The organism is Flavobacterium sp. XN-5 (assembly GCF_008033395.2).
Lineage (GTDB): Bacteria > Bacteroidota > Bacteroidia > Flavobacteriales > Flavobacteriaceae > Flavobacterium > Flavobacterium hiemivividum.
On record NZ_VOGZ02000007.1, the window covers coordinates 69,548 to 95,769 of the forward strand.

The following is a 26,222-nucleotide window of genomic DNA, read 5'->3' on the forward strand; positions in this document are numbered from 1 at the left end:
ATGAATGAAACCCTTAAGAGATCTATTTCTGGTGCTATTTATGTAATTTTATTAATAGTTTCCATCCTGTATTCAACGGAAAGTTTTTTCATTCTGTTTGGTGCATTTCTCCTTATCGCTACTGTAGAGTTTTGCAATTTGCAACAGCTTAATAAAATAATTCCTGTTGTACTTGCTTCTGCAACTTACACCCTGTTTTATAAAATAACGATTGCTACAACTGGTTTGCTCTACCTATTGAGGTTTAACAAGACATTTGAATTGCTTGTACTCGCTACTACACTAATAGTATTCTTAAAGTGTATCCATTTTCTTTTTGACCATAAAATAGTAAAGATCGATTCTTTTTCAAAGTACGTTTATCTCATAGGATATATTATACTTCCCTTTGTCATCATGACAAAAATACCTTTTGGAATCAGTGGTTATAACCCAAAAATCCTAATTAGTATCTTTATCCTTATTTGGACAAATGATAGTTTTGCCTATATTGTAGGAAAGTCAATTGGAAGAACAAAGTTATTCGAAAGGATTTCTCCTAAGAAAACGATCGAAGGTTTTCTAGGTGGTGTTGTATTTTGCGTTATTGCCAGTTATTTAATTGGAAAATATTATATTCAAATTGCTGAAGGAAAAATGTTTATTTGGATCATAATCGCCTTGATTGTAGGTATCTTCGGAACCATAGGTGATTTAATCGAATCAAAATTTAAACGCGTCGCTGGAGTCAAAGACAGCGGAAAAATCATGCCGGGCCATGGAGGCGTACTAGATCGTCTAGATAGTGTTATATTTGTAGCACCAATTGTATTTTTATTTTATCAAATTTTAAATTATGTTTCATAAAGAAGGAGCCCAAACTATTTTATTAGGTACTATTTTTACAGCCACCGTATTATTACTATCAGACCATTTCATTGATACTATCTGGATTAGTAAGTTAATTCAAATTAGTGCATTATTGATATTAATAATCATCTTACAATTTTTCAGAAACCCAAAGAGATCGGTTATCATTAACGAAAATCAAATACTAGCTCCAGTCGATGGAAAAGTAGTAGTAATCGAAGAAGTTTATGAGGGAGAATTCTTTAAGGATAAACGATTACAAGTTTCTATATTCATGTCACCTATCAATGTACATGTTACTCGTTATCCAATGAACGGAATTGTAAAATTCAGTAAATACCATCCTGGGAAATTTTTGGTTGCTTGGCACCCAAAAGCGAGTGAAGAAAATGAAAGAACGACGATCGTGGTCGAAAATAATTTCTTCGGAGCTGTATTATACCGTCAAATCGCCGGTGCATTAGCGCGAAGAATTGTAAATTATGCTGAAGAAGGTATGCAGGTTGTTCAAGGAACTGATGCAGGTTTCATTAAATTTGGATCCAGAGTAGATTTATTTTTACCTATTGGAACACCTATAAATGTAGTTCTTAACCAAAAAGCAATTGGAGGGAAAACAATTATTGCAACAAAAGAATAATGGTAAAAAAAGATTTAGATACTAGATTTCAGGAAGCAGTAAACAGCGCTTCAGAAATGACTCAGGCATCCTTACCTCAGGATGTACAGCTACGTCTCTACGCTTTTTACAAACATGCAACTTTTGGTACCTTAGACCTAAGACAAACATCAACGTATCATTTAAGGGATGCATTTAAAACGAATGCTTGGATGCAAATCAGCCATTTAACAGCTGATGAAGCAAAAGAACAATACATAGAAATTATTAATTCCCTTTTGAAAAAATAATACTAGCAATGAAAAAATCATCTTTATTACTATCTAGCCTACTTCTGTTGGGCTTTTTAGCTTCATGTAACGATAAGAAACTAACAGAAGTCGTAGAAGTTCCATTACCAACTGCTCAAGAAAAAGTAACTATTGGATTTCCAGACGATGTAAAAGCAAATAACGGCGCATTCCAATTGGAAAAATTACCTTATGCTTACGATGCATTAGCACCCACAATCTCTCCTTTAACATTAGAGATGCATTATTCAAAACACTATTTGACGTATACTAACAACCTTAATAATGCGATTGCGGGGACTGAATATCAAAATCAGCCGATCGAAAGTATATTAGCGAAGCTAGACCTTAATAACGCCGATTTAAGAAACAATGCGGGAGGATATTACAATCATTCCTTATATTGGAAATCGATGGCTCCAAATTCAGGAGGCGTACCTAAAGATACACTTGCATCAGTAATATCAAGAGATTTTGGTTCTTATGAAAACTTTGTAACCGCTTTTAAAAGTGAAGCAACTTCCCAATTTGGTTCAGCTTGGGTCTGGTTGGTAGTTGATAAAGCAGGGAAATTAAAAATAACAAGTACTCAAAACCAAGATAATCCATTAATGAAAAACGCTGTTGCCCCTGGAACGCCCATATTGGCTTTGGATTTATGGGAACATGCTTATTATTTAGGATACCAATACCGCAGAAGAACATATATTGATTCTTTTTTCAATGTGATTAACTGGCCTAAAGTAACTGAGAATTACGAGGCTGCGATGAGACGAAAATATTAAGATCTACTACTATATAAAAAAATGCTGATACACTACCAAAGTAGAATATATCAGCATTTTTTTTTTACCTTCTCAAATCTTGAGAACTAAACCAATTTAATAAAGTCTTATAATTGGTAAATAAAAGACTCAGAAGGCGCTATCTTAATTTGCGCTTTTCCTTCTCCATTAACTACTTTCAACTGTATCGTACTATTTCTATAAAGTTGATCAGTGATCGTGTAATCTCCATCCTTTAAATTCCATTTCCCTATAACATCAGTAGGGATTTTAAGTTCGAATGAACTCGTGGTAATCCAAGAAAAATTAGAAACAACAATTAGTTTTTGAGTATCTGACCAACGTGTGAAGACATAAATACCTGGGTCAAAACCTACTGTTGATTGCCTGTTCACAGTTTGAATTTCTTGAAACTCGCCCATTAATGCCGAGCTACTATTGGAGAAATTAAGCAACCTTTTATAAAAATCTCTAAGTGCTTTTTCTTTGTCCGTCAGTTGGCCTCCGTCAAATTTACCATTATTCATCCAGCGTTGATGACTTGGTACACCCACATAATCAAAAATTGAAGTTCTAGAATTCGTCCCGAAACCTCCGTTCTCCTTTCCAGCCTCACCTACTTCCTGTCCAAAATAAATCATCGTGGGCGCTGAACTGATCGTTGTAGAAACCACCATCAAAGGTTTACCTTTTTCTGGACTACCGGCAAACTCAGGACTAGACAAACGTTGCTCATCGTGATTATCTAAAAACTGCAACATATGCTGTTCTATATCTTTCATTCCTTTTTGAATGTCCGAAAGTCCATCAGGCAATGATTTTCCTTGAATTACTTCTTTCAATTTATCATAGGTTTCCACCTTATCATACAAGTAATCCATTTTCCCTAATCGAATGTAATTGCGGTATTCCTTTGGATTGTAAACTTCAGCCAATAAAAAAGCATCCGGATTTTTCATCTTTATCGCTGAGTTCATATAACTCCAAAACTCATAAGGAACCATTTCGGCCATGTCATATCGAAATCCATCTACTCCCTTAGCTGTCCAAAACAGAGCAATATCCTTAAATTTTTTCCAAGAATCAGGTACATCTTTTCCTTGCCAAAACTCAAAATGCTCCGCAACTGATTTTGTATCGAATCCTGCTGGTAGCTCTGGAAAATCTTTTGAGCCATCAGGACGAATTCCATAATTCACTTTTATGGTTTCATACCAATCATTTTTATCTGGTTTAGCCATTCTAGATCCATTTCCAGTCCATTTAGCAGGAATTTCAGTGAACTTTCCGTCGCTTAATGGATTTGCTTCCCCATTTAATGGTTTAGCTGTATCTGGCACTTCAAATTTAGAATTTGGAATATAATAGAAATTATTATCTCTTTTGTATTCTACTTTAACATCGTCATTTGTTCCGAAATCAGTTACTCCTGCAGGATTATTTCGTCCTTCATATTTTCGTGCAATATGATTGGGAACAATATCAATTAACAACTTTAGCCCTGCATTATGTGTTCTAGTAATAAGCGCTTCAAATTCTACTAACCGATTGGCTGGATTAACGGCCAAATCAGGGTTTACATTGTAATAATCCTTTACTGCATAAGGTGAGCCCGCTCTTCCCTTTACAACATCGGGATCGTCATTTGAAATACCAATTGAAGTATAATCTCTAACTAAGGCATGGTGTGGTACTCCAGTGTACCAAATATAGTTTGCACCCAAATCTTTGATTTCATTAAGCGCTTTTGCTGTAAAATCATTGAACTTCCCCACTCCATTTTCTTCGATGGTTCCCCAAGGTTTGTTTGCAGTGTTTTTATTACCGAATAATCGGGTAAAAACCTGATAAACAACTATTTTATTTTCGACCTTTGTATTTTCTTTCGCTGTATTCATTGGTAAAGCTGCAGTCTTACAAGCTGCGGTGACAAGAATTAAACTTATTCCTGCAATAAGAATCGTTTTTTTTATCATTTTAAGTTAGTGTTACTAGCTGTGCCATTGGATTCTTATAAAGCAAATGACCTAGGTAATTAGCTTTTAAAATTAACCTATTTTTTTAAAATTAGGAGTTCTATTTGTCCAGCATAAACCAATAAACTATAGAAAACAGGTACTACAACGAGAGAGTTAGACTATTTGTTGATAACTTAATAAGCGAAGTAAAACCAGCATTTGTAATTGATAATTTTGAATTTATAAATAAATGCTAATATCCATTAGGATTGTTTCCTTTTTCTTAAATTTGAACAAAAAATAAATCCATTGAAGAAGTCCTTATTTTTCATCTGTTGTTTGGCAATACTAAGCTCAAAATCCATTTTGGGACAAGCACCAAAAAAAATTATTGTTGAGCATTCTGATTTTGCAGATGTAAATCAGGCGGAGATGCCAGATGCCTTTTTGCTTACCGGAAACGTACGTGTGAATCATGATGGCGTTGTTTTAACCTGCAATAAGGCGTATTATTTTCAAAAAGAAAACTACATAAAAGCTTTTGGAAATGTGCAACTAGTTCAAGGAGACACTCTTTTTCTAAACAGCAAATATGCAGAATACAGCGGTAATGTAAAGAAAGCATTTGCTACCGGCGAGGCTTTTATGAGTTCGCCAGATGCTACACTAGCAACTGACACGATAAACTTTGATCGTAATTCTCAAGAAGTATATTACAATACAAAAGGAACCATTGTCAATAAAGACAATACATTGGTTAGCAAATCTGGAAAATATTATGTGACGCAAAAAAAATTCCAGTTCTTGACTGCAGTTACAATCACTAATCCTACCTATGTAATTAAATCCAATCATGTGGATTATTTCACCAACTCAGGTCACTCTTATCTTTTTGGTCCATCCACAATTACTAGTAAGAAAAATTATATCTACACCGAAAAAGGATTCTATGACACCAAAAAAAATGTGGGGCATTTTCTTCGAAAGTCCTACATAAAATATGAAGATCGGTTGATTGAAGGCGATAGCTTGTATTATGATCGAACTAAAGAATTTGCTTCGGCCACAAGAAATGTAAAAATAACCGATTCTGTCAATCGCGGAATTGTAAAGGGACATTATGCCGAAATGTATAAAAAACAAGATTCTATGTTTGTTACCAAAAGAGCGGTCGCTGTGAATTTTGTCGAAAATGACTCCGTTTATATTCACGGTAAAAGATTGATGGTAACTGGTAAAGAAGACAACCGGATTATTCGCGCTTTTAATAATGTGCGTTTTTTTAAAACAGACATGAGCGGAAAATGCGATTCAATTCATTCCAGTGCAAAAACTGCGATTACAAAATTGATAGGAAATCCAGTGCTATGGAACGGAGAAAGCCAGATTACGGGAGATGTGATGCATCTTATAGGGAATAATACTTCTCAAGAACTCGATTCACTCAAAGTACTCAACAATACTTTTCTGGTCTCCAGAGACACTATAGGAACTGGCTATAATCAGGTGAAAGGACAAAATCTGTATGGGAAGTTTAAGGAAGGAAAACTACATGATGTCGATATTGTAAAAAATGCAGAGGTACTCTACTATATGCGAAATGACGCTAATGAACTAATTGGAATCAATAAAAATGTAAGCAGTAAAATCAATCTCATTTTAGAAGATAATGCGGTAGAAACCATTACTTTTTTCAACCAAATTGATGGTGATATTTACCCTGATGCTGAGTTGCCCGAAAACGCAAGAAAACTGAGAGGACTTGTCTGGCGGGGTGATGAAAGAATAAAATCTAAAGATGATATCTTTTCGGATGAAGACAACGAACTCAATGATAAAATGATAAAAGAGGGAAAAAAGGAAGATGCAAAAGAAAACGTCCCGATGAAAATTCGAAAGGAAACCTTGAATTACGATAAGAAAAAAAGTCCCTCTTCAAAAAAAGAGGTAAAGTAAAACAATCCAATAATATATAATTTTGAATACTGATTTCATAAAATACCAAGCACAAACCTCTCCGTATCCCTTGGGTATGGAAGTATCTCATGCCAAAGGATCTTATATCTACGACACTAACGATAAAAAATACCTGGATTTTGTGGCAGGAGTTTCTGCTTGTACGCTGGGACACCAACCCGCAAGAGTAAACCAGGCCATTAAAGATCAGCTAGACAAATATTCGCACGTAATGGTTTACGGAGAGTATTCTCAAAGCCCAGCCGTGGAATATTGCAAACTACTTGCCTCCCTCCTACCGGCACCATTAGACAAGACCTACCTCGTTAACTCAGGAACTGAAGCCATTGAAGGCGCACTAAAGTTAGCTCGACGCGTTACGGGTCGCAGTCAATTGATTTCTTGTCACAATGCTTATCATGGAAATACTATGGGCTCGATGAGTATTATGGGCTTTGAAGAACGAAAACAAATCTTTCGTCCCTTGATTCCTGACGTAGATTTCATTACCTTTAATAATGAAGCCGATTTAGAAAAAATCACTTCTAAAACTGCTGGAATTGTACTAGAGACAATTCAAGGTGGAGCTGGGTTCATTCAACCTCACAATGACTTTCTAAAAAAAGTTAGAAAACGCTGTTCTGAAGTTGGAGCCCTTATGATACTAGACGAAATCCAACCGGGTTTTGGACGAACAGGAACACTTTTTGGATTCCAGAATTATGATGTCGTTCCTGATGTTATTGTTATGGGAAAAGGAATGGGGGGCGGAATGCCCGTAGGCGCTTTTACAGCTTCGGCGTCAATGATGGATTTATTGAGCGATAATCCAAAACTGGGACATATTACGACTTTTGGTGGGCATCCTGTCATTGCGTCAGCCTGTTTAGCGACTTTGCAAGAAATTACTGAGACCGATCTAATGGCCCAAACTCTAGAGAAAGAAAAATTATTTAAATCACTTTTGGTACACCCTTTGATACAAGACATTCGAGGAAAAGGGTTAATGCTAGCAGCTATGACAAGCAGTACGGCAATAACTAATGAAGTGATTTTAAAATGTCAAGACAAAGGACTTATTTTATTCTGGTTACTATTTGAAGGATGTGCGATAAGAATTACGCCGCCACTTACAATTTCAGAAGATGAAATACGTGAAGGCTGCGCAATAATGTTAGAAGTAATGGATGAAATACTATTGTCGAGTCAAATTGATTAACACACCATAACAGCTTATAAATAAAAATTCTATTTTTTGTTAATTAAATTGTTCACAACAATTCTGAATTTTCTTCGCAACAAAAGTAAGGATACCTAATTTTAAATAGGCCAAATTCTAAAAAACAAAGTATGCAATTAAGCAACGAAGAAGAAGACTATAACTTATCTCTTTCAAAATTTGAGTCTATGTTGAAAACCAACAAAGTTCTCTTTTTTGACTCCGAGGAATTTGAAGAAATTATTCTTCATTATCTGGATATGGGTAAGGCCGCACTGGCAAAAAAAGCACTAAAGCTTGCACTGGATCAACACCCAAAATCAACTGGATTGAAGTTGGTTCAAGTAGAAATGCTCGTGTATGATGATAAACTGGATATAGCCGAGAAATTACTCAATGAGCTATATGCCATCGAACCTACAAATGAAGAAATCTTCATTCAAAAAGCCAATATCTACTCTAAAAGAGACCAACACGAGAAGGCTGTTGAATTTTTAAATACCGCTCTGGAATATACTGATGATTATGCTGATGTGTATAATTTAATTGGGATGGAATATCTATTTATGGATAATCTGGAACTTGCAAAGCAAAGTTTTATCAAATGCCTAGAAGAAGATCTCGATGATCAATCAGCACTTTATAATGTGGTGTATTGTTTCGAATTTTTAGACCAAAATTTAGATGCGATTGCCTATTTGAATAAATACATCGATAAAAATCCATACAGCGAAATAGCTTGGCATCAAATGGGTCGTTTGTATTATGGAGTTAAAGATTATGAAAACGCCATACGCGCTTTTGATTATGCTACCTTAATCGATGACGAATTCCTTGGTGCATTCATGGAAAAAGCAAAAGCTTTTGAGCGATTGAAAAAATATGAAGAGGCAATAGAAAGCTACAGCCGTACTATCGAGTTAGACGATGCCACTAGTTATGCTTTGCTTCGAATAGGAAAATGCCATGAAAAACTAGGCAATAAAGTTTTAGCCCTAAAGTTTTTCGACCAAACAGTTCATGAAGATCCTTTATTAGACAAAGGATGGATTGCGATCACCGATTTTTACATCCGTCAAAAGAACTATCAGAAAGCCTTATTTTATGTCAATAAGGCTTTAGCAATTGACAACCAAAACCGTTTGTACTGGAAGCGTTTTGCCACTATCAACAAACACATGAACCTATTTGAAGAAGCTGAATTTGGTTTTAGAAAAGCAGTGGAGTTTGGTGATCATGAATTAGACACTTGGTTATTTTGGGTGGACATTCTGCAGTTTTTAGGTGAGTTTGAAAGCGCTATTCAAACCTTGTTACAAGCATCTGAATATTATCCTGAGGAAAATGAAGTCGAATACCGTTTAGCGGGATTGTACTTTATGATTCAAGACAATACAAAAGCAAAGTTCCATTTGAGTAATGGCTTGCGATTGAACTTTGATAATTATATTATTCTCGAAGATTTATTTCCTGTCGTTTGGATCAAAAAGATGGTGCAAAATTACATTGCAAAAAATAAAAAATAAAAATGTTAGAGAACGCTAGAAAACGCTTTGGTTTATTGGGTCGAAATATTAGCTATTCTTTTTCGAAAGGCTATTTCACTGATAAATTCAACAATGAAAATTTTGAAGGTTGTACATACGAAAATTTTGATGTTCAGAACATCGCTGAATTTGCAGATATTATAAAAAACAACTCCAATTTAAAAGGAGTTAATGTTACTATTCCGTATAAGGAAGCTGTACTTCCTTTTTTAAGTAAATTATCAAAAAAAGCAGCTCTTATTGGAGCTGTAAACACCATAAAAGTCACAAAAAAAGGGAAGTTAAAAGGTTATAATACGGATTACTACGGCTTCAAGAAAGCGCTAAAACCTTTATTGCAGAAACATCATAAAAAAGCACTAATCCTAGGGACTGGAGGCGCTTCAAAGGGCGTTGCTTTTGCTTTATGTGAATTAGATATAGAATACACTTTTGTTTCCAGAGAAGCTAAGGAAAACGCTATTGCTTATAACCAAATCGATGCGAGTACTTTTGATACGTACCAAATTATTATAAACACATCGCCAGTAGGAACAAGCCCTGATATCGAGGCATCGCCAGCACTTCCTTACGAATACTTCACGGCGAGACACATCGCTTTTGACTTGATATACAATCCTGCTGAAACTCAATTCCTAAAAAAGGCAAAAGAGCAAGGTGCCCAAATTAAAAACGGTTATGAAATGCTTGTTTTTCAGGCGGAGAAAGCATGGAAGGTTTGGAATAAAGGATAAGTAGATTCCTAACTTCATAATGACAATCCTCTATTCAATGGTAACGCCTCGGCAATTCCATTTAATAAAGGATTTTTCATTTCTATAAATAAACCTTCTCATCACTGCACCACTATACGCTAGCCCTGATAGCAGCGGCATCCTTTTTATCTTGATCTTAGTTCAGGATACTGAGCTAAAGTAAGGATTAAAAGATATAGCGAATAGCAGGAAATTGCTTCAAAAAAAGCAAATCACTAAGCTAAAACGACTATAAATAAGGTAATTATTTTGTATTTTAACATTCCTTTACTATCTTTCGTTTTCGATAAAATAGGAACCTTACACATTTAAAAAAATGTTAGAAGAAAAGAATGACAACCTGCCAACAGCAGATGGAAATGTACCAAATGATTCAAATGAATCTATTCAAGTAGAGAGCGTAACCGCAGAAAACGAAGCAACTACCGCAGAAACAGCTAATGAAACAGTTGAGGCTGCAGCAGAGAATACTGCCGTAACAACTGAAGAAGAAGTGGTTAAGGTGGATACTGAAACGGAGCACGTAAATCAAAAAGCTTTAAACTCAATAGATGATTCTAATGCTGAAGAAAGTGAAGACGAGACTTTAAAAGACCGTCACCACATCCCGATGCAAGATTATGACACATTATCGATGGAACAACTTGTAGATGAACTTCTAATTCTGGTTGCAACCGACAAGGTAATGTCAGTAAAAGAGCATGTTGAAGAAATAAAAAAAGCATTTTTAGCGAAGTACAACCATTTTATCGAAGAGAAAAAAGAGGAATATCACGCTGAGAATCCTGATACAACCGAAGATTTTCAATACCATTTCCCTTTAAAAGTGAAATTTGATCAGTCCTACTCTACTTATAGAGATAATAAAAACACTCATTTCAAGAGCTTGCAAACCAACTTGAAATCGAATTTGGAAAATAGATTAGCTATAGTTGAAGAATTAAAAGAGCTGATCAATCCACAGGAAAACATCAAAGACACCTTAAAGCATTTTAATGAGTTAAGAGAAAGATGGAAAAATGCAGGTTCGATTCCGAAAGACAAATACAACCACGTATGGAATAATTACCATTTTCATGTAGAGAATTTCTATGATTACTTGCATTTAGATCGTGAAGCCAGAGACTTAGATTTCAAACACAATCTAGAGCAAAAGCAAAAAATTGTTGCGCGAGTTGAAGAATTAGTGAACGAAGCTGATGTAAATAAAGCTTTTAGAGAATTACAAGACCTCCATAAAATCTGGAAAGAAGATATAGGTCCAGTTTCTAAAGAACATCGTGATGAGATTTGGAATCAATTTAGTGATTTAACAAAAAAAATGCACGACAAGCGTGAGGTTTTATTTGAAAAATTAAGAGGTACTGAACTAGAAAACCTAGAAAAGAAAAAAGAGATTATTGCTGCAATTGAAGTTTTGGCTACTGTAAAAGTAAATAGTCATTCGCAATGGCTTGCTCAAATTGAAAAAGTAGAAGCCTTAAGAGCTGCTTTTTTCGCTGCAGGAAAAGTACCTTCGGATGTCAATGAAGAAACTTGGGGAGCATTTAAATTAGCCGTTAGAAATTTTAATTCTTTTAAAAACTCTTTCTATAAAGATATTAAAAGAGAACAAAATGAGAATTTAGAGAAGAAAAATGCGCTTGTCGCTAAAGCACAAGAATTACAGGAAAGCACTGACTATAATGCTACTACTCCAATCATGAAGAAAATTCAAGAGGAATGGAAACAAATAGGTCATGTCCCAAGAAAATACTCTGATAAAATCTGGAAAGAGTTTAAAGATGCTTGCAACAATTACTTCAATAAATTAAAAGAGCAAAAAGACGAACATAACGCTGAAGAAATAGAAGCTTTTGATAAAAAGAAGTCTTATCTAGAGACCTTGCGTGAATACCAATTGACTGGCGATCATAAAACCGATTTGGATGCTATAAAACTGCATATCGAAAATTGGAAAAACTTGGGGAAAGTCCCTTTTCCAAGAAGACATATTGAAGGAAAATTCAATAAAATCCTGGATGCCTTGTTTGATAAATTGAGTTTAAGTAAAAAAGACACTGATCTTTTGCGCTTTACAAATAGAATTGAAGGTTTATCTGAAAATAACGATACTCGAAAGATCGAAAGCGAAAAGATTTTCTTGATGCGTAAGATTGATGAAGTGAATAATGAAATCTTGCAATTAGAAAATAACATTCAGTTTTTTACAAATACCAGAAATGCAAAAAAAGAAAATTCAATTGTATTAGAAGTCAGAAAAAACATTGCTATTCATAAAGAAAGCTTAGACGGCTGGAAAGAAAAACTAAAGCAATTGCGAAACTTGAAAGTAGAATAATTTTTTTTAATTCATAATCAAGATACTAAACCTCGAACAGTAAATGTTCGAGGTTTTTTTATAAAATGATTTTAAACTATTTAACCTTCATTAACACTAAATAATTTTATAAACTCAATGTTAAGCTCTATATTTACCGCATGAATTGGATAAGGAAAACCATATTTATTATGGGGCTTTCATTAGTTTTATTGTTTGCTTTTAATGCAGATAAATCTCTGGGTCATTCCATCGAAATAGAAAAATCAGTTTCCGTTTTTTCGTCTGATAACATCCATACTTCCGCTTTCATTCAGCCGCAGATTAGCAATATATTTGTTGTACTTCAAAAAACTTCCAATTCTTCACTTTTAAAATATCTGGATAGTTTCTTGACTGCAATTCCAGATTTTAAAATTAAAACCCTCTTTCATCGTTTTGCAAATCAAGACATCAATCGATGTGAAATGGTTTCACTACTATTATTTCCCTATCATTCTTTTTGGTAATTTAAAATCTCAAATAATTATACAAGCACAGTTAATACTTAAACTGGTTTGTTTTTAGAGGGCCTGTTTTTCGTCCTTTATCGAATTGCTATCTTTTGATAGACAATTCAAATTATCTTGTTACATAAATCACTAAAAAAAATAAAAAAAATGGACACATCCATAATCATAATAGGCATTGTAGTAACATTTCTATTTGCTATACCTTTCTACTATTCCGCAAGATCTTCATCAGTTAATAAATCAAAAATAAAATCTATAAAAGATCAATTCAGTCAAAATGGTCATTTCAACTTTGAGGTAACAGAAACTTTAAATAAAAAAGTATTGGCTTTAGACGAAAAAAATAAAGGTTTCCTATTAATGGATTTTAATTCTAAACCAGAAATCGTTTCTTTTGTGAATTTAAATGATATTCTATCCAGTAAATTAGTAGTAAGTACTGAAAACAAAACTAATACAACTAATAGAATCGAATTGGAATTTAATTATAAAGAGAATAAAAAAGCAGCAACTGCTTTGTTTTATAAAATTGAGAACGATCAACTTGGACAGATTCGTTTGCATGAAGATCATCAACTAGCAAAAAAATGGAAAGACAAAATTGACAGTTGTATTTCCTAATTATAACTAATTAATATTCAATGAAAGAGGCTCAAAAAAGCCTCTTTTTTTATGTTTTTTTTAATATGATAATTATCATTTTAAATATTTAGCCTTAGTATTACTTTTGATTAATGAAAATTGATATCTCATGAAAAAATCGCTGATTCAAAAATATAATGTTCCCGGTCCACGATACACCAGCTACCCAACGGTTCCTTACTGGAATGAATCGCACTTTGTATATCAAAACTGGATCGATACTTTTAAAAAATCATTCACCCAAAGCAATTCAGAAGAAGGCATCAGTCTTTATATACATCTACCTTTTTGCGAAAGCTTATGTACTTTTTGCGGTTGTAATAAACGCATAACTAAAAACCACACTTTAGAAAGTCCATACATAGATGCTGTTTTAAAAGAATGGTCTTTATACTGTGAAATCTTAGATAAAAAACCCGCAATCAAAGAAATCCATTTGGGCGGAGGAACACCCACGTTTTTCTCTCCTCAAAATCTAGAGTATTTAATTGACGGTATTTTTTCATTAGCTACAAAGGCAAAAGACTATGAATTTAGTTTTGAAGGACATCCAAACAACACTACGCACGAACATTTACAAAAGTTATATGATTTAGGATTTAGAAGAGTAAGTTTTGGTGTTCAAGATTATTCTGAAAAAGTTCAAAAAGCCATTCACAGGGAACAACCTTTTCACAATGTTGCTAAAGTAACTTTTTGGGCAAAGGAAATAGGCTACACTTCAATAGGTCATGATATTATTTTTGGACTTCCTTTTCAAGAAATTGAAGATGTAATCGATACTATCGAAAAAACAAAATCATTGCAACCAGATCGCTTGGCTTTCTACAGTTACGCTCATGTGCCTTGGATAAAGGGCAATGGACAACGTGGCTTTAAAGATGAAGACATTCCAAAAGACAATGAAAAGAGAAAGCTGTATCAAACAGGTAAGGAATTGCTTCAGGAAAACGGCTACCATGAAATAGGAATGGACCACTTTGCCTTAAAAACCGATAGCCTATATGAAGCTTATGAGAACGGTAAATTGCACCGTAACTTTATGGGCTACAGTTCGTCAAAAACACAGTTAATGATTGGATTGGGCGTTTCTTCAATAAGTGATAGCTGGTATAGTTTTGCACAAAATGAGAAAAAGATAGAAGATTATTATAAGAAATTAGAATCAGATAAATTGCCTATTTTCAGAGGCCACTTGCTGACAGATGAAGACCTTATCATCAGAAAGCACATCTTAAATTTAATGTGTGAATTTGAAACTTCCTGGACAGATACCTCAACTTATTTCAAAGAAATACCAGAAGTTCTTATCCAACTGAAAGAAATGGAAAAAGACGGACTGCTAGAAATGCACAAAGAGCGTCTACAGGTAACTGAAAGTGGTAAGCCATACATTCGTAATATCTGCATGGCGTTTGACCTGCATTTAAAACGAAAAGCCCCAGATACTGCGCTGTTCTCCATGACAATTTAATATTTTGGCTGCAGCCAAAGATCAAATCATTAGATGAAAATAATAAATACCAGAAAGGGTAGCCGTTAAAACGCTACCCTTTATTTCGTTCCTAGAACTAATCTTAATTATTTATTGTTTTCGAAAAAAATCCTCCAATGACGAACAGCGATTAAAGATCTAATTACAATGTGGAGTTGCCTGAATAAACAAACTGGTATTTGAAGGAGAAACATAAGGAATTCCCAATCCCAATCCTCTCAAAATAAATAAGACTCCAATTAAGACAGCAACATAGGGAATCACTTTTTGAATTTTGTTTCGAATAGGAAGAGTCAAATACGAATTGATATAGATCACACTGCTCATCATGGGCACAGTTCCTAATCCGAATAAGAGCATGTATAAGACTCCAAAACCAGCATTTTGCATCGCTATTGCTCCAAATAAGGCAACATAAACCATACCACAGGGTAAAAACCCATTTAATAAACCTATGGTGAATAGTGACTTATAACTTTTGTTTCTAAATTGACTTCCTAAGGTTGTTTTCATTTTTGAAATTAAAACGAAAACAGGTTTTGAGAAGTTGTATTTTGCGAAAGTTTTCTCGGGAATCAAAATAATAGCAATCATTGCAACACCTATGAATATCGATAAATTTTGCTGGATTCCTGCCATAAAAAAACCTTTGCCTACTAAACCGAAAATGAGTCCGATTGTTCCATAAGCAGTCAATCGACCAATGTGATAAGTGAAAATCTGAGTCACTTTTTTAGTCGGATTATTTCTATCGACAGGCAACATCATAGCAATAGGCCCACACATTCCTATGCAATGAAAACTACTGATTAGACCGAAAAAAAAGGCTGTATATAACATTTGACTCAAATGTTTGAAAGTCGAATATCAGAACTGCTGAAATTCTAACTACATGACTAATTAATATAAATTGTTTCCTTTGTTAAGTACTCCTTGCCGTCGTATTGCCATTCCATATTAATGTCCCATCGACCGCCTACCAAATTTGATTTAGGTATGAGCAAAGATGGATTAGATAACGAAATTGACGTTTCAAAATCTAATTTTTTGTTAGACGGTCTATAAAGGGACACCGTTCCTTTAATCTTATTTGGAATAAAAACAGCTGGAAAAACGATCGTTACTCCGGCCGTAGTTTCTGTAATTACAGGTTTCTCAGCTAAATCTTGCGCGTTTTGTACCCGTTTCATCTCTTTGCCAAAAACAGCATCTTGCTTGTAATATTCTTCGACAACCAATTCATTATCATATTTTGAATTTGATTGTACCTTAATAACAAAATATAATATAAAACTGATGAATAATGCGATAGCAATTGCAATTCCTGTTCCCCAATTTATTTTCATAATACAAAGCCAACTAACCCATAAAAGGTAATTCTCGATGGCAGATGAGAATGTTTATTATTAATTATTCTAAAGGTAATTTATACCTTAATTCACATAAAGTCAAACCAACCTATTTATTCGAAATTTCTAGGGCTTAAAAAATTAGTTGAACTAGTTACCACTTTCCTATCGCCTTCATAAACTTCAATTTTCAGTGTTGTTTTATCACTTTCCAATAAAACTTCATTAATTTCTACAAACAAAGTTCCGTTACTCATTCCTTGTTTTGGCACTTTTATAGACTGGTTTCCTACCAATTTTAACGTTCCTTTAATTCCTGCTAATTTGAAATGAACGTCTTTAAAATCATTATTCGTTTTATTAATGATTTTATAAGTATAGATATTGCTGATATTGTCTCCTTTGTGCTGAAACAATTGTCCCGGCAGTCTTAAAATGGTCGCTTCAACATCATTGCGTAAAAAGAGTAAACCAATTAATATTCCGACTAAAATAGCCAAAATAGCGGTATATCCTTTCATTCTAGCCGTGAATTTAAACGGTGCTTTTTTCTCAATTTCGTCTTCAGATGCATAGCGAATTAATCCCTTTGGCAATCCTACACTCTCCATTATTACATCACATTCATCAATACAAGCTGTGCAGTTGACACATTCTAATTGCGTCCCGTTACGAATGTCAATTCCCGTAGGACAAACATTGACACATTGTTTACAATCGATACAATCCCCTTTTCCAGCAAGCTCTCTGTCCTCATTCTTCTTGAATTTTGCACGGCCTACTTCTTTTTCACCACGTACAAAATCATAAGCTACATTTATTGATTTATTGTCTAAAAGAACACCTTGCAATCTTCCGTAGGGACAGGCGATAATACAAACTTGTTCTCTAAACCAAACAAAGACGAAATAGAATACTCCCGTAAAAATAGATAAGGCTACTAATGTACTTAAATGACTAGAAGGTCCTTCTTCAATCATTCTTATCAATTCATCGCTACTAATCACATAAGCCAGGAAGACATTAGCAATAAGGAAAGAAATTATTAAAAAGATAGTCCATTTGAATGCCTTCTTTTTTATTTTTTCGCTATTCCATTCCTGTTTTTCTAATCTAATCTGAGCACCTCTATCTCCTTCAATCCAAAATTCGATTCTTCGAAAAACCATTTCTAAAAATATGGTCTGCGGACAAATCCAACCACAAAAAATCCTTCCAAAGATGACCGTAAATAAGATGACAAAAACGATACCGACAATCATAAAGAGCACGAATAAATAAATATCCTGCGGCCAAAAAGGAAATCCAAAAATATTAAATCGCCGCTCCAGTATGTTGAACATCATGAACTGATTGCCATTGACTTTTATAAAAGGATTGGCAATCAATATAATCAATAAAAAATAACTAACCCATTTTCGATATTCCCAAAATTTACCCGAAGGTCTTTTGGGAAATATGAATTTTCTATTGCCTTCATCATCGATGGTACCAATGGTATCTCTAAAAGCTTCATCTGGTAACTTTGACATCTATTTCTGTTTTTTACTGGTCTAATTATTCACCTATAGTAACGTTTACTATTGTGCAGCCTCTTCAACCCATACTTCTCCTTCAGCAGCTTTTGCGTCTGCAGGATTACTACCCTTCAAAGATAATATGTAACTTGCTACTTTCTGTATTTCTTTTGGTTTCAAGGTTCCTTTCCAGGCAATCATCCCTTTACCGTCACGACCTCCATTCGTTATGGTATGGAAAATTTCTTTTATTCCGCCACCTAATATCCAATTTTCATCAGTTAAGTTTGGTCCAATTTGACCTCCACCATCAGCTCTATGACAAGCAGCACAATTAGTTGTATAAAGTGTTCCTCCTTCTGCTAATTCAGCAGGATCTGTTAGTAAACTTACCGTTTTCTCATCCATTAAATCTGGAGCCGTTTTCATATACTCTGCCACATCAATTTTGGCTTGAGCCAACTCTTTCTTAAGTTCCATTTCTTGATTATCGCCGTCCATGATTTCAAATCGAACTAAATAAATTGCTGAGAAAAGAATAGAACCATAGAATAAATACACCCACCATGGCGGTAAATTATTGTCCAGTTCCTTGATTCCATCATAATCATGATGCAACAACAAACCTGCCTCATTTTCAATTGGCTCAGTCCTAGTAAGCTTTTTCATCAGTTTTTGATACCATTCTCTATCCTGAATACTTGCACTTGCGGCTTCATCCACTTTTACTTTCTCCTCTGCCGTAAGCATCTGATAAGTGATATTATTAATTGCAGTTACCGTAATTTCGATCGCTATTAATAGAAATAAGAATACGAACATAAATACCGAAACCATCGGGTATTTTACAAATGCTGGGGTATCTCCTGAGTCGATAAAAAATTCCATTACACCAAGAATGATGAAGAAAATTACCGGTACTCTGAAATATGCTGGATTTAATTTTTTCATTGTAATTATTTTGAAATTATACTATTAATTATCGTCCAAGGGCATTTGACTCAGTTCATCAATTTTATCCTTTTTATAGGATACTACCCATAAACCTAATCCCACAAAGAAGAAAAAGAAAATTAATAAAGACAGTATCGGATAGATCTCAACTCCCGCGATCGTTTCCATGTTGTGTTTTATTTGTTCAAACATGTCTATTCGTTTTTAGTATTATCTTTTACTTTAATATCTGTTCCAAGTCTTTGTATGTATGCAATTAAAGCTACAATTTCTCTTTGACGCATCGGAACAAATTCTTCTCCTTTTGCGGCTGCTTTCTTCTTGCTGTTTTCATAGCTTTTCACAAAGTCAGGATCTGCATGAAGGTTATCTTCAATTTGTTGCGATTGTTCGTTAATCGAATTCTTAGCGTTTGCAACTTCAGCATCTGTATAAGGAACACCTAACTGTTGCATCACTTTCATCTTTCCTTCAATATCTGAAATATCTAAAGCACTATTGTCAAACAACCATTTGTATCCTGGCATGATAGAACCTGCCGAAGTACTTTGTGGGTTCCACATGTGGTTAAAATGCCAATTGTCGTTATACTTTCCACCTACTCTTAATAAATCTGGACCAGTACGTTTTGATCCCCAAAGGAATGGATGATCGTATACAAATTCACCTGCTTTGGACTGTGGTCCATAACGTTCCACCTCACTTCTAAACGGACGTACCATCTGAGAGTGACAACCCACACAACCTTCACGGATGTATAAATCACGTCCTTCTAATTCTAATGGAGAATACGGTTTTACACTTGATATGGTTGGAATATTAGATTTCACCATTATAGTAGGAACAATTTGAATAATCCCTCCTATTAAGATTGCCACTGTTGCCAGTATTGTCAACTGAATCGGTTTTCTTTCTAACCAAGGGTGGAATTTCTCTCCTTTAATTCGTCCGCTGCTGATTTTTTGTAATTCTGGAGCCTCAGCTAACTCATCTTCGATTTTTGCATTTGCTCTAACTGTTTTTATAATATTATAAGTCAAAACAAACATTCCGATAATATACAATGTACCTCCGATAGCTCGCATCCAATACATTGGCATAATCTGCGTCACCGTTTCAAGAAAGTTACCATAAGTTAATGTACCGTCAGGGTTGAACTGTTTCCACATAGAAGCTTGTAAGAAACCAGCAACATACATTGGAATCGTATAAAGTACAATCCCAAGGGTTCCAATCCAAAAGTGAAAGTTTGCCAATTTCATAGAAAACAAAGGCCCTTTTGTCATTCTTGGTATCAACCAATAAATCATACCAAAAGCCATAAATCCATTCCACGCTAGTGCACCTACGTGAACGTGTGCAACGATCCAATCTGTAAAATGCGCAATTGCATTTACATTTTTAAGAGACAACATTGGACCTTCAAAAGTTACCATTCCGTAACCGGTAATTGCAACTACGAAGAATTTTAATACAGGATCTACACGTACTTTATCCCAAGCACCACGTAAAGTTAATAAACCATTGATCATTCCCCCCCAAGAAGGTGCCAATAACATAATTGAAAACACTACACCTAAATTTTGTGCCCAATTAGGTAAAGCAGAATATAATAAATGGTGTGGTCCTGCCCAGATGTATAAAAATATTAAGGACCAAAAGTGAACAATCGACAATCGATAAGAATATACTGGACGATTTGCAGCTTTAGGAACAAAATAATACATCAATCCTAAAAACGGTGTCGTCAAGAAAAAAGCTACGGCATTATGACCGTACCACCATTGCACTAAAGCGTCTTGAACTCCAGCATAAACTGAGTAACTTTTCATTGCTGAAACTGGAATCGACAAACTATTGAAGATATGCAATACCGCTACCGTTACGAAAGTGGCTAAATAAAACCAAATAGCAACATATAGATGGCGTTCTCTTCTTTTTAAAATCGTACCGATCATATTGATACCAAAAACAACCCAAATCAATGTAAGAACAATATCAATAGGCCATTCTAATTCAGCATATTCTTTTGAAGATGTATATCCCAACGGTAAAGTAATCGCTGCCGCAACAATTATTAATTGCCATCCCCAGAAATTTAAGTTACTCAAAAAGTCACTGTACATTCTCGCCTTCAGCAAGCGCTGTAAAGAGTAATAAATCCCGGCAAACATTGCGTTTCCAACGAAAGCAAAAATAACGGCATTAGTATGTAAGGGTCTTAATCGACCAAAACTCAACCACGAAACACCATCTGTTAGGTTTGGGAATAAAAATAAAGTTGCTAATAATAAGCCGACAGTCATTCCCACTATTCCAAAAACAATGGTAGCGTAAATGAACTTCTTTACAATTTTGTTGTCATAATAAAACTGCTGCATTTCCATAATTAATTCTGTTTTTCTTCTGTTGTTTGTATTTCCTTTTTGGAGGCAATCTTGAGTTCATCGTCGAATAACATTCGGACTGATGGAGTATAATCATCGTCATATTGACCACTTCTTACTGCAACTAGAAATGCAATAAAAAAAGCTATAGCAACAACTATACTGATCGAGATTAATAAATAAATGACACTCATACCTATAATTTGTGTTTGCAAAGTTAAATTCCTCTTTCTATATATAATATGACAATTGTCATACTTCCTTCGATCTTGTTAACATTTATATAAAATTATCTTAATTTTTTAGCGTAATAATTACTCATAATAGTTACAAAACTGACTACTGTTATAGTGCTTAAAGGCATAATTATAGCTGCAACTAAGGGTAGTAAATGCCCTGTAATCGCAAAAGATAAGCCTATAACATTGTAAATCAATGAGAGTCCAAAACTCATCTTAATGGTCTTCATCGCTTTTTTAGACAACTTCAAAAAGTAATGTAGTTTTTGAAATTCATTTGCTTCTAAAATCGCATCACAAGCCGGTGAGAATACATTCACATTCTCAGAAATCGAAATTCCTACGTCGCTTTGCGCCAATGCTCCTGCGTCATTCAAGCCATCGCCCACCATCATTACATTCCTTCCCTGCTCCTGTAATTGCTTAATAAATTCAAGCTTTTGTTCTGGTTTTTGGTCGAAAATCAATTCGGTTCCCTGAGGCAGTAAAGCTTCTAAAGAAAGTTTTTCGCCCTCATTATCGCCAGACAAAACTTTTATTTGATAATTTCCCTTTAAACTTTTAAAGAGCTCTTCTAGTCCTTCTCGATACTGATTATTGAAAATATACTTCCCGTAATATTCCTTATTTACAGTAATATGAACTGCTGTTTGCAGCAACGTATTCTCATCTATACTTCCTGCAAAGGCAGCTGATCCAATTAAAATCTCCAGTCCATCAATTTTAGCCCGAATCCCTTTTCCAGTAATTTCCTCAAAATCTGTAATAACAACACTTTTAAGTTCGGGAAGAGAATCGTATAACATTCTACTTAATGGATGATTAGAACCACGAAGTACCGTTTTAATATTGATCAAATTCTCATTCGACAAAGGCCTACCATCATACGAAATTTTTGCTTTTTTATTCGTCGTAATGGTTCCTGTTTTATCAAAAACAATAGTATCCACTTTTGCTAATTGCTCAATAACCAACGCGTTTTTAAGATAGAATTTCTGCTTTCCTAAAATGCGAAGGACATTCCCCATTGTAAACGGAGCGGTCAATGCTAGAGCGCAAGGACAAGCGACAATCAGGATAGCGGTAAAAACATTAAAAGCAGTATTTGTATCGATAAAAATCCAATAACCAAATGACACGAAAGCAATCAACAATAAAGCAGGAGTGAAATACCTGCTTATAGTATCGGTTGCACTTTTATACTTTTGGGCTACTCTTTTTTGAAAAACATCATTACTCCATAGTTGCGTGAGATAACTTTGAGAAACGGAGTACAATACTTCCATTTCAACAACTTTACCAATTTGTTTTCCGCCCGCAAATACCTTATCCCCTGATTTTTTAGTAATGGGAACTGCTTCACCGGTTACAAAACTATAATCAATTGACGCTTTCTCACTAATCAATATCCCGTCTACAGGAATTAATTCCTGATTTCTAATTAGCAATCGATCTCCCTTTTGAATATCATAAACTGGGACACTTTCTTCAGAAGTATCGCTATTTATTCGAGTGATGGCAATTGGAAAATAAGATTTAAAATCTCTTTCGAAACTTAAAAAGCTATAGGTCTTAATTTGAAACATTTTACCTAACAGCATAAAGAAAACTAGGCCAGTCAAGCTATCAAAAAAACCAGAACCATAATCAAATATGATATCAGTAGCACTTCTCACAAACATCACAATAATTCCTAAAGCAATAGGAATGTCGATATTTAGCATTTTAGACTTAATGCTTTTATAAGCCGAAACATAATAATCAGATGCTGAATATAAAAACGCAGGTAAGGACAATGCAAAAATCAACCACCGAAAGAATGGTTTATAAGTATCTAACCAATATTCATTTACCTCAAAATATTCAGGAAAAGAAAGTAACATAATGTTACCGAAACAAAAGAAAGCCACACCCAATTTATAGGTCAAACTTCTGTCTATATTCTTTTTACCTGTTTCATAATTTTCTAAACTAATGTAGGGCTCGTAGCCAATGGAACTTAGTAGATAAACAATTTCACTAAGCGAAACAGTTTTGGGGTTATACGTAATTCTGACTTTCTTTTCTGGAAAATTAACCTGCGAATAACTGATCCCTTTTTGAAGGCGCTGTAAATTTTCTAATATCCAGATGCAAGAGCTACAATGAATGTGCGGTATGCTAAGGGAAACAATCGCAGTAGCCTCTTCTTGAAATTCCAATAACTTTGAAACGATACTTTCGTTTTCTAAAAAATCATATTTACCACTTATGTCAAGTGGTGTTGCTCCAGGGGATTTTTCGAAATCATAATAGCAAGTCAAATCATTGACACTAAAAATTTCGTACACCGTTTTACAACCGTTGCAACAAAAATTTTTATCGTCAAAAATAATTTCTTCTGCTTTAATAACGTCTAACCCACAATGGAAACAATTTTGTGTGTCCATAATTTTGCTCATTTTACCTGATGCAAAATTCCTAAAAGAATGTTAAGGATAATATGATATATGTCATATAAACATGTAAATTTACAGTTAAAAAGCTCACTATGTCAAAATGCGAACAATGTATTGTAAGAGAGTTCAGCTCATTGAAAGCCCTAAACAAAGATGAACTGGTAAAACTTGCTGGTTGTAAAACATCACGTATTATCAAAAAGGGTGAAGTAATTTTTGAAGAAGGAGAAAATGTAAATGGAATATTTTGCATTAAAGACGGGGTTTGTAAACTCACAAAACTAAGTCTAAATGGAAAAGATCATATTGTCAAACTAGTTTCAAAAGGAGAATTACTAGGCCAACGCTCAATGATTAGCGATGAACCAGTCAATTTAAGTGCTGTTGCACTTGAAGATATGGAAGTGTGTTTTATTCCAAAAACCGAAGTCATGGGATTCTTTGATAAAAACAATCAGTTTTCAATGAATGTAATGAAAACGATATGTGGCGACTTAAAAGAAGCCGATGTTCATGCTGTAAATATGGCACAAAGAACCGTAAAAGAACGATTAGCAGAAACACTACTTCACTTGCACAATACCTACGGGAAAAACGAAGATGATTCCCTAAAAATTCAACTTTCAAGAGATGAATTGGCGAGTTTAGTAGGAACAGCAACCGAAAGTTGTATCCGTTTACTATCTGATTTTAATAAATTAGGGCTTATAAAATTAGTAGGCAAAAAGATTACTATTACTGACATCTGTAAATTAAAAAAGATTGCCGAAAATTAATTAACTGTCACTATTCTTTTTATTCATAAATAAGTAATAGACAGGAATTCCTAATGCTACAATTCCTAAACCCAGACCGGTATTTAAGGTATCATGCACTAGTAAAATAATACAAATTGCTGTCGTAACCATTATATACAAAGCAGGAACGATAGGATAACCAAAAGCTCTGTAAGGCCTTTCTGCATTGGGTTCTCTTTTCCTTAAAATAAATACACCCATAATAGTCAGTATGTAAAATAGTAAAGAGGCGAAAGTAGCATACGTCAATAAATCGCCAAATTTACCCGACACGCAAAGCACACAAGCCCAAGCACATTGCACCCATAATGCTTTTGCTGGAACTTGGTTTCTATTTAAAATCTTAGCTTCTTTAAAGAAAAGTCCATCCTTGGCCATAGCATAAAATAATCGCCCACCAGAAAGAATCAATCCGCTATTGCAGCCAAAAGTAGAAACCATAATTAAGGCAGCCATAATAAATACACTACCGTTCCCCATAATCATTCCTGCCGCAGCAGCTCCTACTCGATCATTACTTGCAAACATGATTCCGTTGCCAGATATACCAGCAGCATCAGGAGTTCCATGCATTGGCAATAATGCCAAATAAGCCAAGTTTGCCAGGATATAAATAATAGTAACAATCAGCGTTCCTAGAAATAAACTTCTTGGTATATTCTTTTTTGGTTCCTTTATTTCACCTGCAATAAAAGTGACATTATTCCAAGCATCACTTGAAAACAAAGAGTTTATTATCGTTGCACCAGCAGCTCCCAGAAGTGCCATTCCAGCCAACTCAGTAACTGTAATTGTGCCGTCAGCATTTAAAACAGTCCTACTTGCGTCCCACATATTGGCAAAATTATTGGACAATACGTCATTGTTGAATCCAACATACAAACCAAATACTATCAGTATAAAAAGGGCTAATATTTTAACAGCTGTTAAAATTAATTGAATCAACTTCCCGCTTTTTATTCCCTTTGTATTGATGAAAGTAAGTAAAACAATACTCGCTATAGCTAATAATTTACTAGTAGGAAAAACAAAACTGTCTCCCAAAGTGAAAAGTGTATTGTCTAAAACCGGAAAAAATATGGCTGAATAGTTCGCAAAAGTCACCGCAATTGCCGCAATAACTCCAGTTTGAATCACGGTAAAAACGGTCCATCCATATAAAAATGATACTAATCTACCGTAAGCACGCTGTATGTAAACAAATTGACCACCAGCTTTTGGCATCATCCCAGCTAATTCACCATAACTTAATGCCGCTGCAACAGTAATCAAACCAGTCACTAACCAGATTATTAGTAACCAAGCTGCCGAACCAATATCGCGAGCCATCGCGGCGGTAACAATAAAAATACCTGAACCAATCATCGAACCAGCTACTAAACTTGTAGCATCAACTAATCCTAAAGAACGCTTTAACTCCGTTTTATTTTCCGACATATGTATTTTCAATTGACTTTTAAAAATAATGCTATTATAATTGCTTCGCTTCTTCCCAAATTGGAATATTTGAAAATTAAAATTTTCCTATTCCTGATTTTTGGCTAGAAGCTTCGCTTCTTCCCAAATTGGAATATTTGAAAATTAAAATTTTCCT

General features: G+C 34.5%; 23 protein-coding genes. 13 read left to right on the plus strand and 10 right to left on the minus strand.

Features of this window, described 5'->3' with window-relative positions; translation table 11 throughout:
* From FQU23_RS12365 to FQU23_RS12380, 4 genes are read left to right on the plus strand one after another with little or no spacing between them, the layout of a single operon-like run.
* A complete protein-coding gene (locus FQU23_RS12365; protein ID WP_147674096.1) occupies positions 1-846 on the plus strand; it encodes a phosphatidate cytidylyltransferase in 846 nt (281 codons plus the stop codon).
* A complete protein-coding gene (locus FQU23_RS12370) occupies positions 836-1,489 on the plus strand; it encodes a phosphatidylserine decarboxylase family protein (protein ID WP_147674097.1) in 654 nt (217 codons plus the stop codon). Before FQU23_RS12365 ends, FQU23_RS12370 begins: the two co-directional genes overlap by 11 nt.
* Positions 1,489-1,758, plus strand: coding sequence for an acyl-CoA-binding protein (locus tag FQU23_RS12375; protein ID WP_147674098.1), 270 nt, complete (start codon positions 1,489-1,491; stop codon positions 1,756-1,758). The genes FQU23_RS12370 and FQU23_RS12375 overlap by 1 nt, the downstream gene beginning before the upstream one ends.
* An 8-nt stretch (positions 1,759-1,766) precedes the next feature.
* Positions 1,767-2,543 (plus strand): superoxide dismutase, encoded by a 777-nt coding sequence (locus tag FQU23_RS12380; protein ID WP_147674099.1) that lies wholly within the window; start codon positions 1,767-1,769, stop codon positions 2,541-2,543.
* 107 nt (positions 2,544-2,650) lie between these two features.
* Here FQU23_RS12380 and FQU23_RS12385 read toward each other — a convergent pair whose 3' ends face one another.
* Positions 2,651-4,519 (minus strand): alpha-amylase family glycosyl hydrolase, encoded by a 1,869-nt coding sequence (locus FQU23_RS12385; RefSeq protein ID WP_147674100.1) that lies wholly within the window; start codon positions 4,517-4,519, stop codon positions 2,651-2,653.
* A gap of 291 nt (positions 4,520-4,810) precedes the next feature.
* Between FQU23_RS12385 and FQU23_RS12390 the strand changes: the two genes are divergently transcribed.
* The 8 genes from FQU23_RS12390 to hemN all read left to right on the plus strand — a co-directional run bounded on the left by FQU23_RS12390 (position 4,811) and on the right by hemN (position 14,926).
* The gene (locus tag FQU23_RS12390; protein ID WP_410503915.1) at positions 4,811-6,457 is read left to right on the plus strand and encodes an OstA-like protein; all 1,647 of its coding nucleotides are present in this window, start codon (positions 4,811-4,813) and stop codon (positions 6,455-6,457) included.
* A gap of 22 nt (positions 6,458-6,479) precedes the next feature.
* The gene (locus tag FQU23_RS12395; RefSeq protein WP_147674101.1) at positions 6,480-7,676 is read left to right on the plus strand and encodes an aspartate aminotransferase family protein; all 1,197 of its coding nucleotides are present in this window, start codon (positions 6,480-6,482) and stop codon (positions 7,674-7,676) included.
* A gap of 131 nt (positions 7,677-7,807) precedes the next feature.
* On the plus strand, positions 7,808-9,202 hold the full coding sequence (locus FQU23_RS12400; RefSeq protein WP_147674102.1) for a tetratricopeptide repeat protein: 1,395 nt from the start codon (positions 7,808-7,810) through the stop codon (positions 9,200-9,202).
* A 2-nt stretch (positions 9,203-9,204) separates the two neighbouring features.
* Positions 9,205-9,957 carry a shikimate dehydrogenase family protein gene (locus FQU23_RS12405; protein WP_147674103.1) on the plus strand — a complete coding sequence of 251 codons (753 nt, stop codon included), beginning with the start codon at positions 9,205-9,207 and terminating at the stop codon, positions 9,955-9,957.
* Positions 9,958-10,294: 337 nt separating this feature from the next.
* Entirely contained in the window at positions 10,295-12,319 is a 2,025-nt protein-coding gene (locus FQU23_RS12410; RefSeq protein WP_147674104.1) for a DUF349 domain-containing protein, read from the plus strand.
* A 140-nt stretch (positions 12,320-12,459) separates the two neighbouring features.
* Positions 12,460-12,807, plus strand: coding sequence for a hypothetical protein (locus tag FQU23_RS12415; protein WP_147674105.1), 348 nt, complete (start codon positions 12,460-12,462; stop codon positions 12,805-12,807).
* Between the two features lie 150 nt (positions 12,808-12,957).
* Positions 12,958-13,431 (plus strand): hypothetical protein, encoded by a 474-nt coding sequence (locus FQU23_RS12420; RefSeq protein WP_147674106.1) that lies wholly within the window; start codon positions 12,958-12,960, stop codon positions 13,429-13,431.
* Between the two features lie 130 nt (positions 13,432-13,561).
* Positions 13,562-14,926 (plus strand): oxygen-independent coproporphyrinogen III oxidase, encoded by a 1,365-nt coding sequence (hemN, locus tag FQU23_RS12425; RefSeq protein ID WP_147674107.1) that lies wholly within the window; start codon positions 13,562-13,564, stop codon positions 14,924-14,926.
* Positions 14,927-15,085: 159 nt separating this feature from the next.
* On the opposite strand, the gene FQU23_RS12430 is transcribed toward hemN, so the two are convergent.
* The 8 genes from FQU23_RS12430 to FQU23_RS12465 form a co-directional block, all read right to left on the minus strand.
* Positions 15,086-15,787, minus strand: coding sequence for a sulfite exporter TauE/SafE family protein (locus FQU23_RS12430; RefSeq protein WP_147674108.1), 702 nt, complete (start codon positions 15,785-15,787; stop codon positions 15,086-15,088).
* A 56-nt stretch (positions 15,788-15,843) separates the two neighbouring features.
* Positions 15,844-16,293 (minus strand): FixH family protein, encoded by a 450-nt coding sequence (locus FQU23_RS12435; protein WP_147674109.1) that lies wholly within the window; start codon positions 16,291-16,293, stop codon positions 15,844-15,846.
* A gap of 116 nt (positions 16,294-16,409) precedes the next feature.
* Complete coding sequence (gene ccoG / locus FQU23_RS12440) at positions 16,410-17,828, minus strand: cytochrome c oxidase accessory protein CcoG (protein ID WP_147674110.1); 1,419 nt, start codon at positions 17,826-17,828, stop codon at positions 16,410-16,412.
* 48 nt (positions 17,829-17,876) lie between these two features.
* Positions 17,877-18,764 carry a cbb3-type cytochrome c oxidase N-terminal domain-containing protein gene (locus FQU23_RS12445; protein WP_147674111.1) on the minus strand — a complete coding sequence of 296 codons (888 nt, stop codon included), beginning with the start codon at positions 18,762-18,764 and terminating at the stop codon, positions 17,877-17,879.
* Between the two features lie 24 nt (positions 18,765-18,788).
* Positions 18,789-18,959, minus strand: coding sequence for a CcoQ/FixQ family Cbb3-type cytochrome c oxidase assembly chaperone (locus FQU23_RS12450; RefSeq protein WP_132112451.1), 171 nt, complete (start codon positions 18,957-18,959; stop codon positions 18,789-18,791).
* Positions 18,960-18,961: 2 nt separating this feature from the next.
* Positions 18,962-21,154 carry a cytochrome-c oxidase, cbb3-type subunit I gene (ccoN, locus tag FQU23_RS12455; protein ID WP_147674112.1) on the minus strand — a complete coding sequence of 731 codons (2,193 nt, stop codon included), beginning with the start codon at positions 21,152-21,154 and terminating at the stop codon, positions 18,962-18,964.
* A 2-nt stretch (positions 21,155-21,156) separates the two neighbouring features.
* Positions 21,157-21,348: a cbb3-type cytochrome oxidase assembly protein CcoS gene (ccoS, locus tag FQU23_RS12460; RefSeq protein WP_132112455.1), complete on the minus strand. Its 192-nt coding sequence runs from the start codon at positions 21,346-21,348 to the stop codon at positions 21,157-21,159.
* Positions 21,349-21,443: 95 nt separating this feature from the next.
* Positions 21,444-23,822, minus strand: coding sequence for a heavy metal translocating P-type ATPase (locus FQU23_RS12465; protein WP_147674113.1), 2,379 nt, complete (start codon positions 23,820-23,822; stop codon positions 21,444-21,446).
* Between the two features lie 101 nt (positions 23,823-23,923).
* Here FQU23_RS12465 and FQU23_RS12470 point away from each other — a divergent pair, with 101 nt between their 5' ends.
* Positions 23,924-24,607, plus strand: coding sequence for a Crp/Fnr family transcriptional regulator (locus tag FQU23_RS12470; RefSeq protein WP_147674114.1), 684 nt, complete (start codon positions 23,924-23,926; stop codon positions 24,605-24,607).
* Here FQU23_RS12470 and FQU23_RS12475 read toward each other — a convergent pair whose 3' ends face one another.
* Positions 24,608-26,065 (minus strand): APC family permease, encoded by a 1,458-nt coding sequence (locus FQU23_RS12475; protein ID WP_147674115.1) that lies wholly within the window; start codon positions 26,063-26,065, stop codon positions 24,608-24,610.
* Between the last annotated feature and the right edge of the window lie 157 nt (positions 26,066-26,222).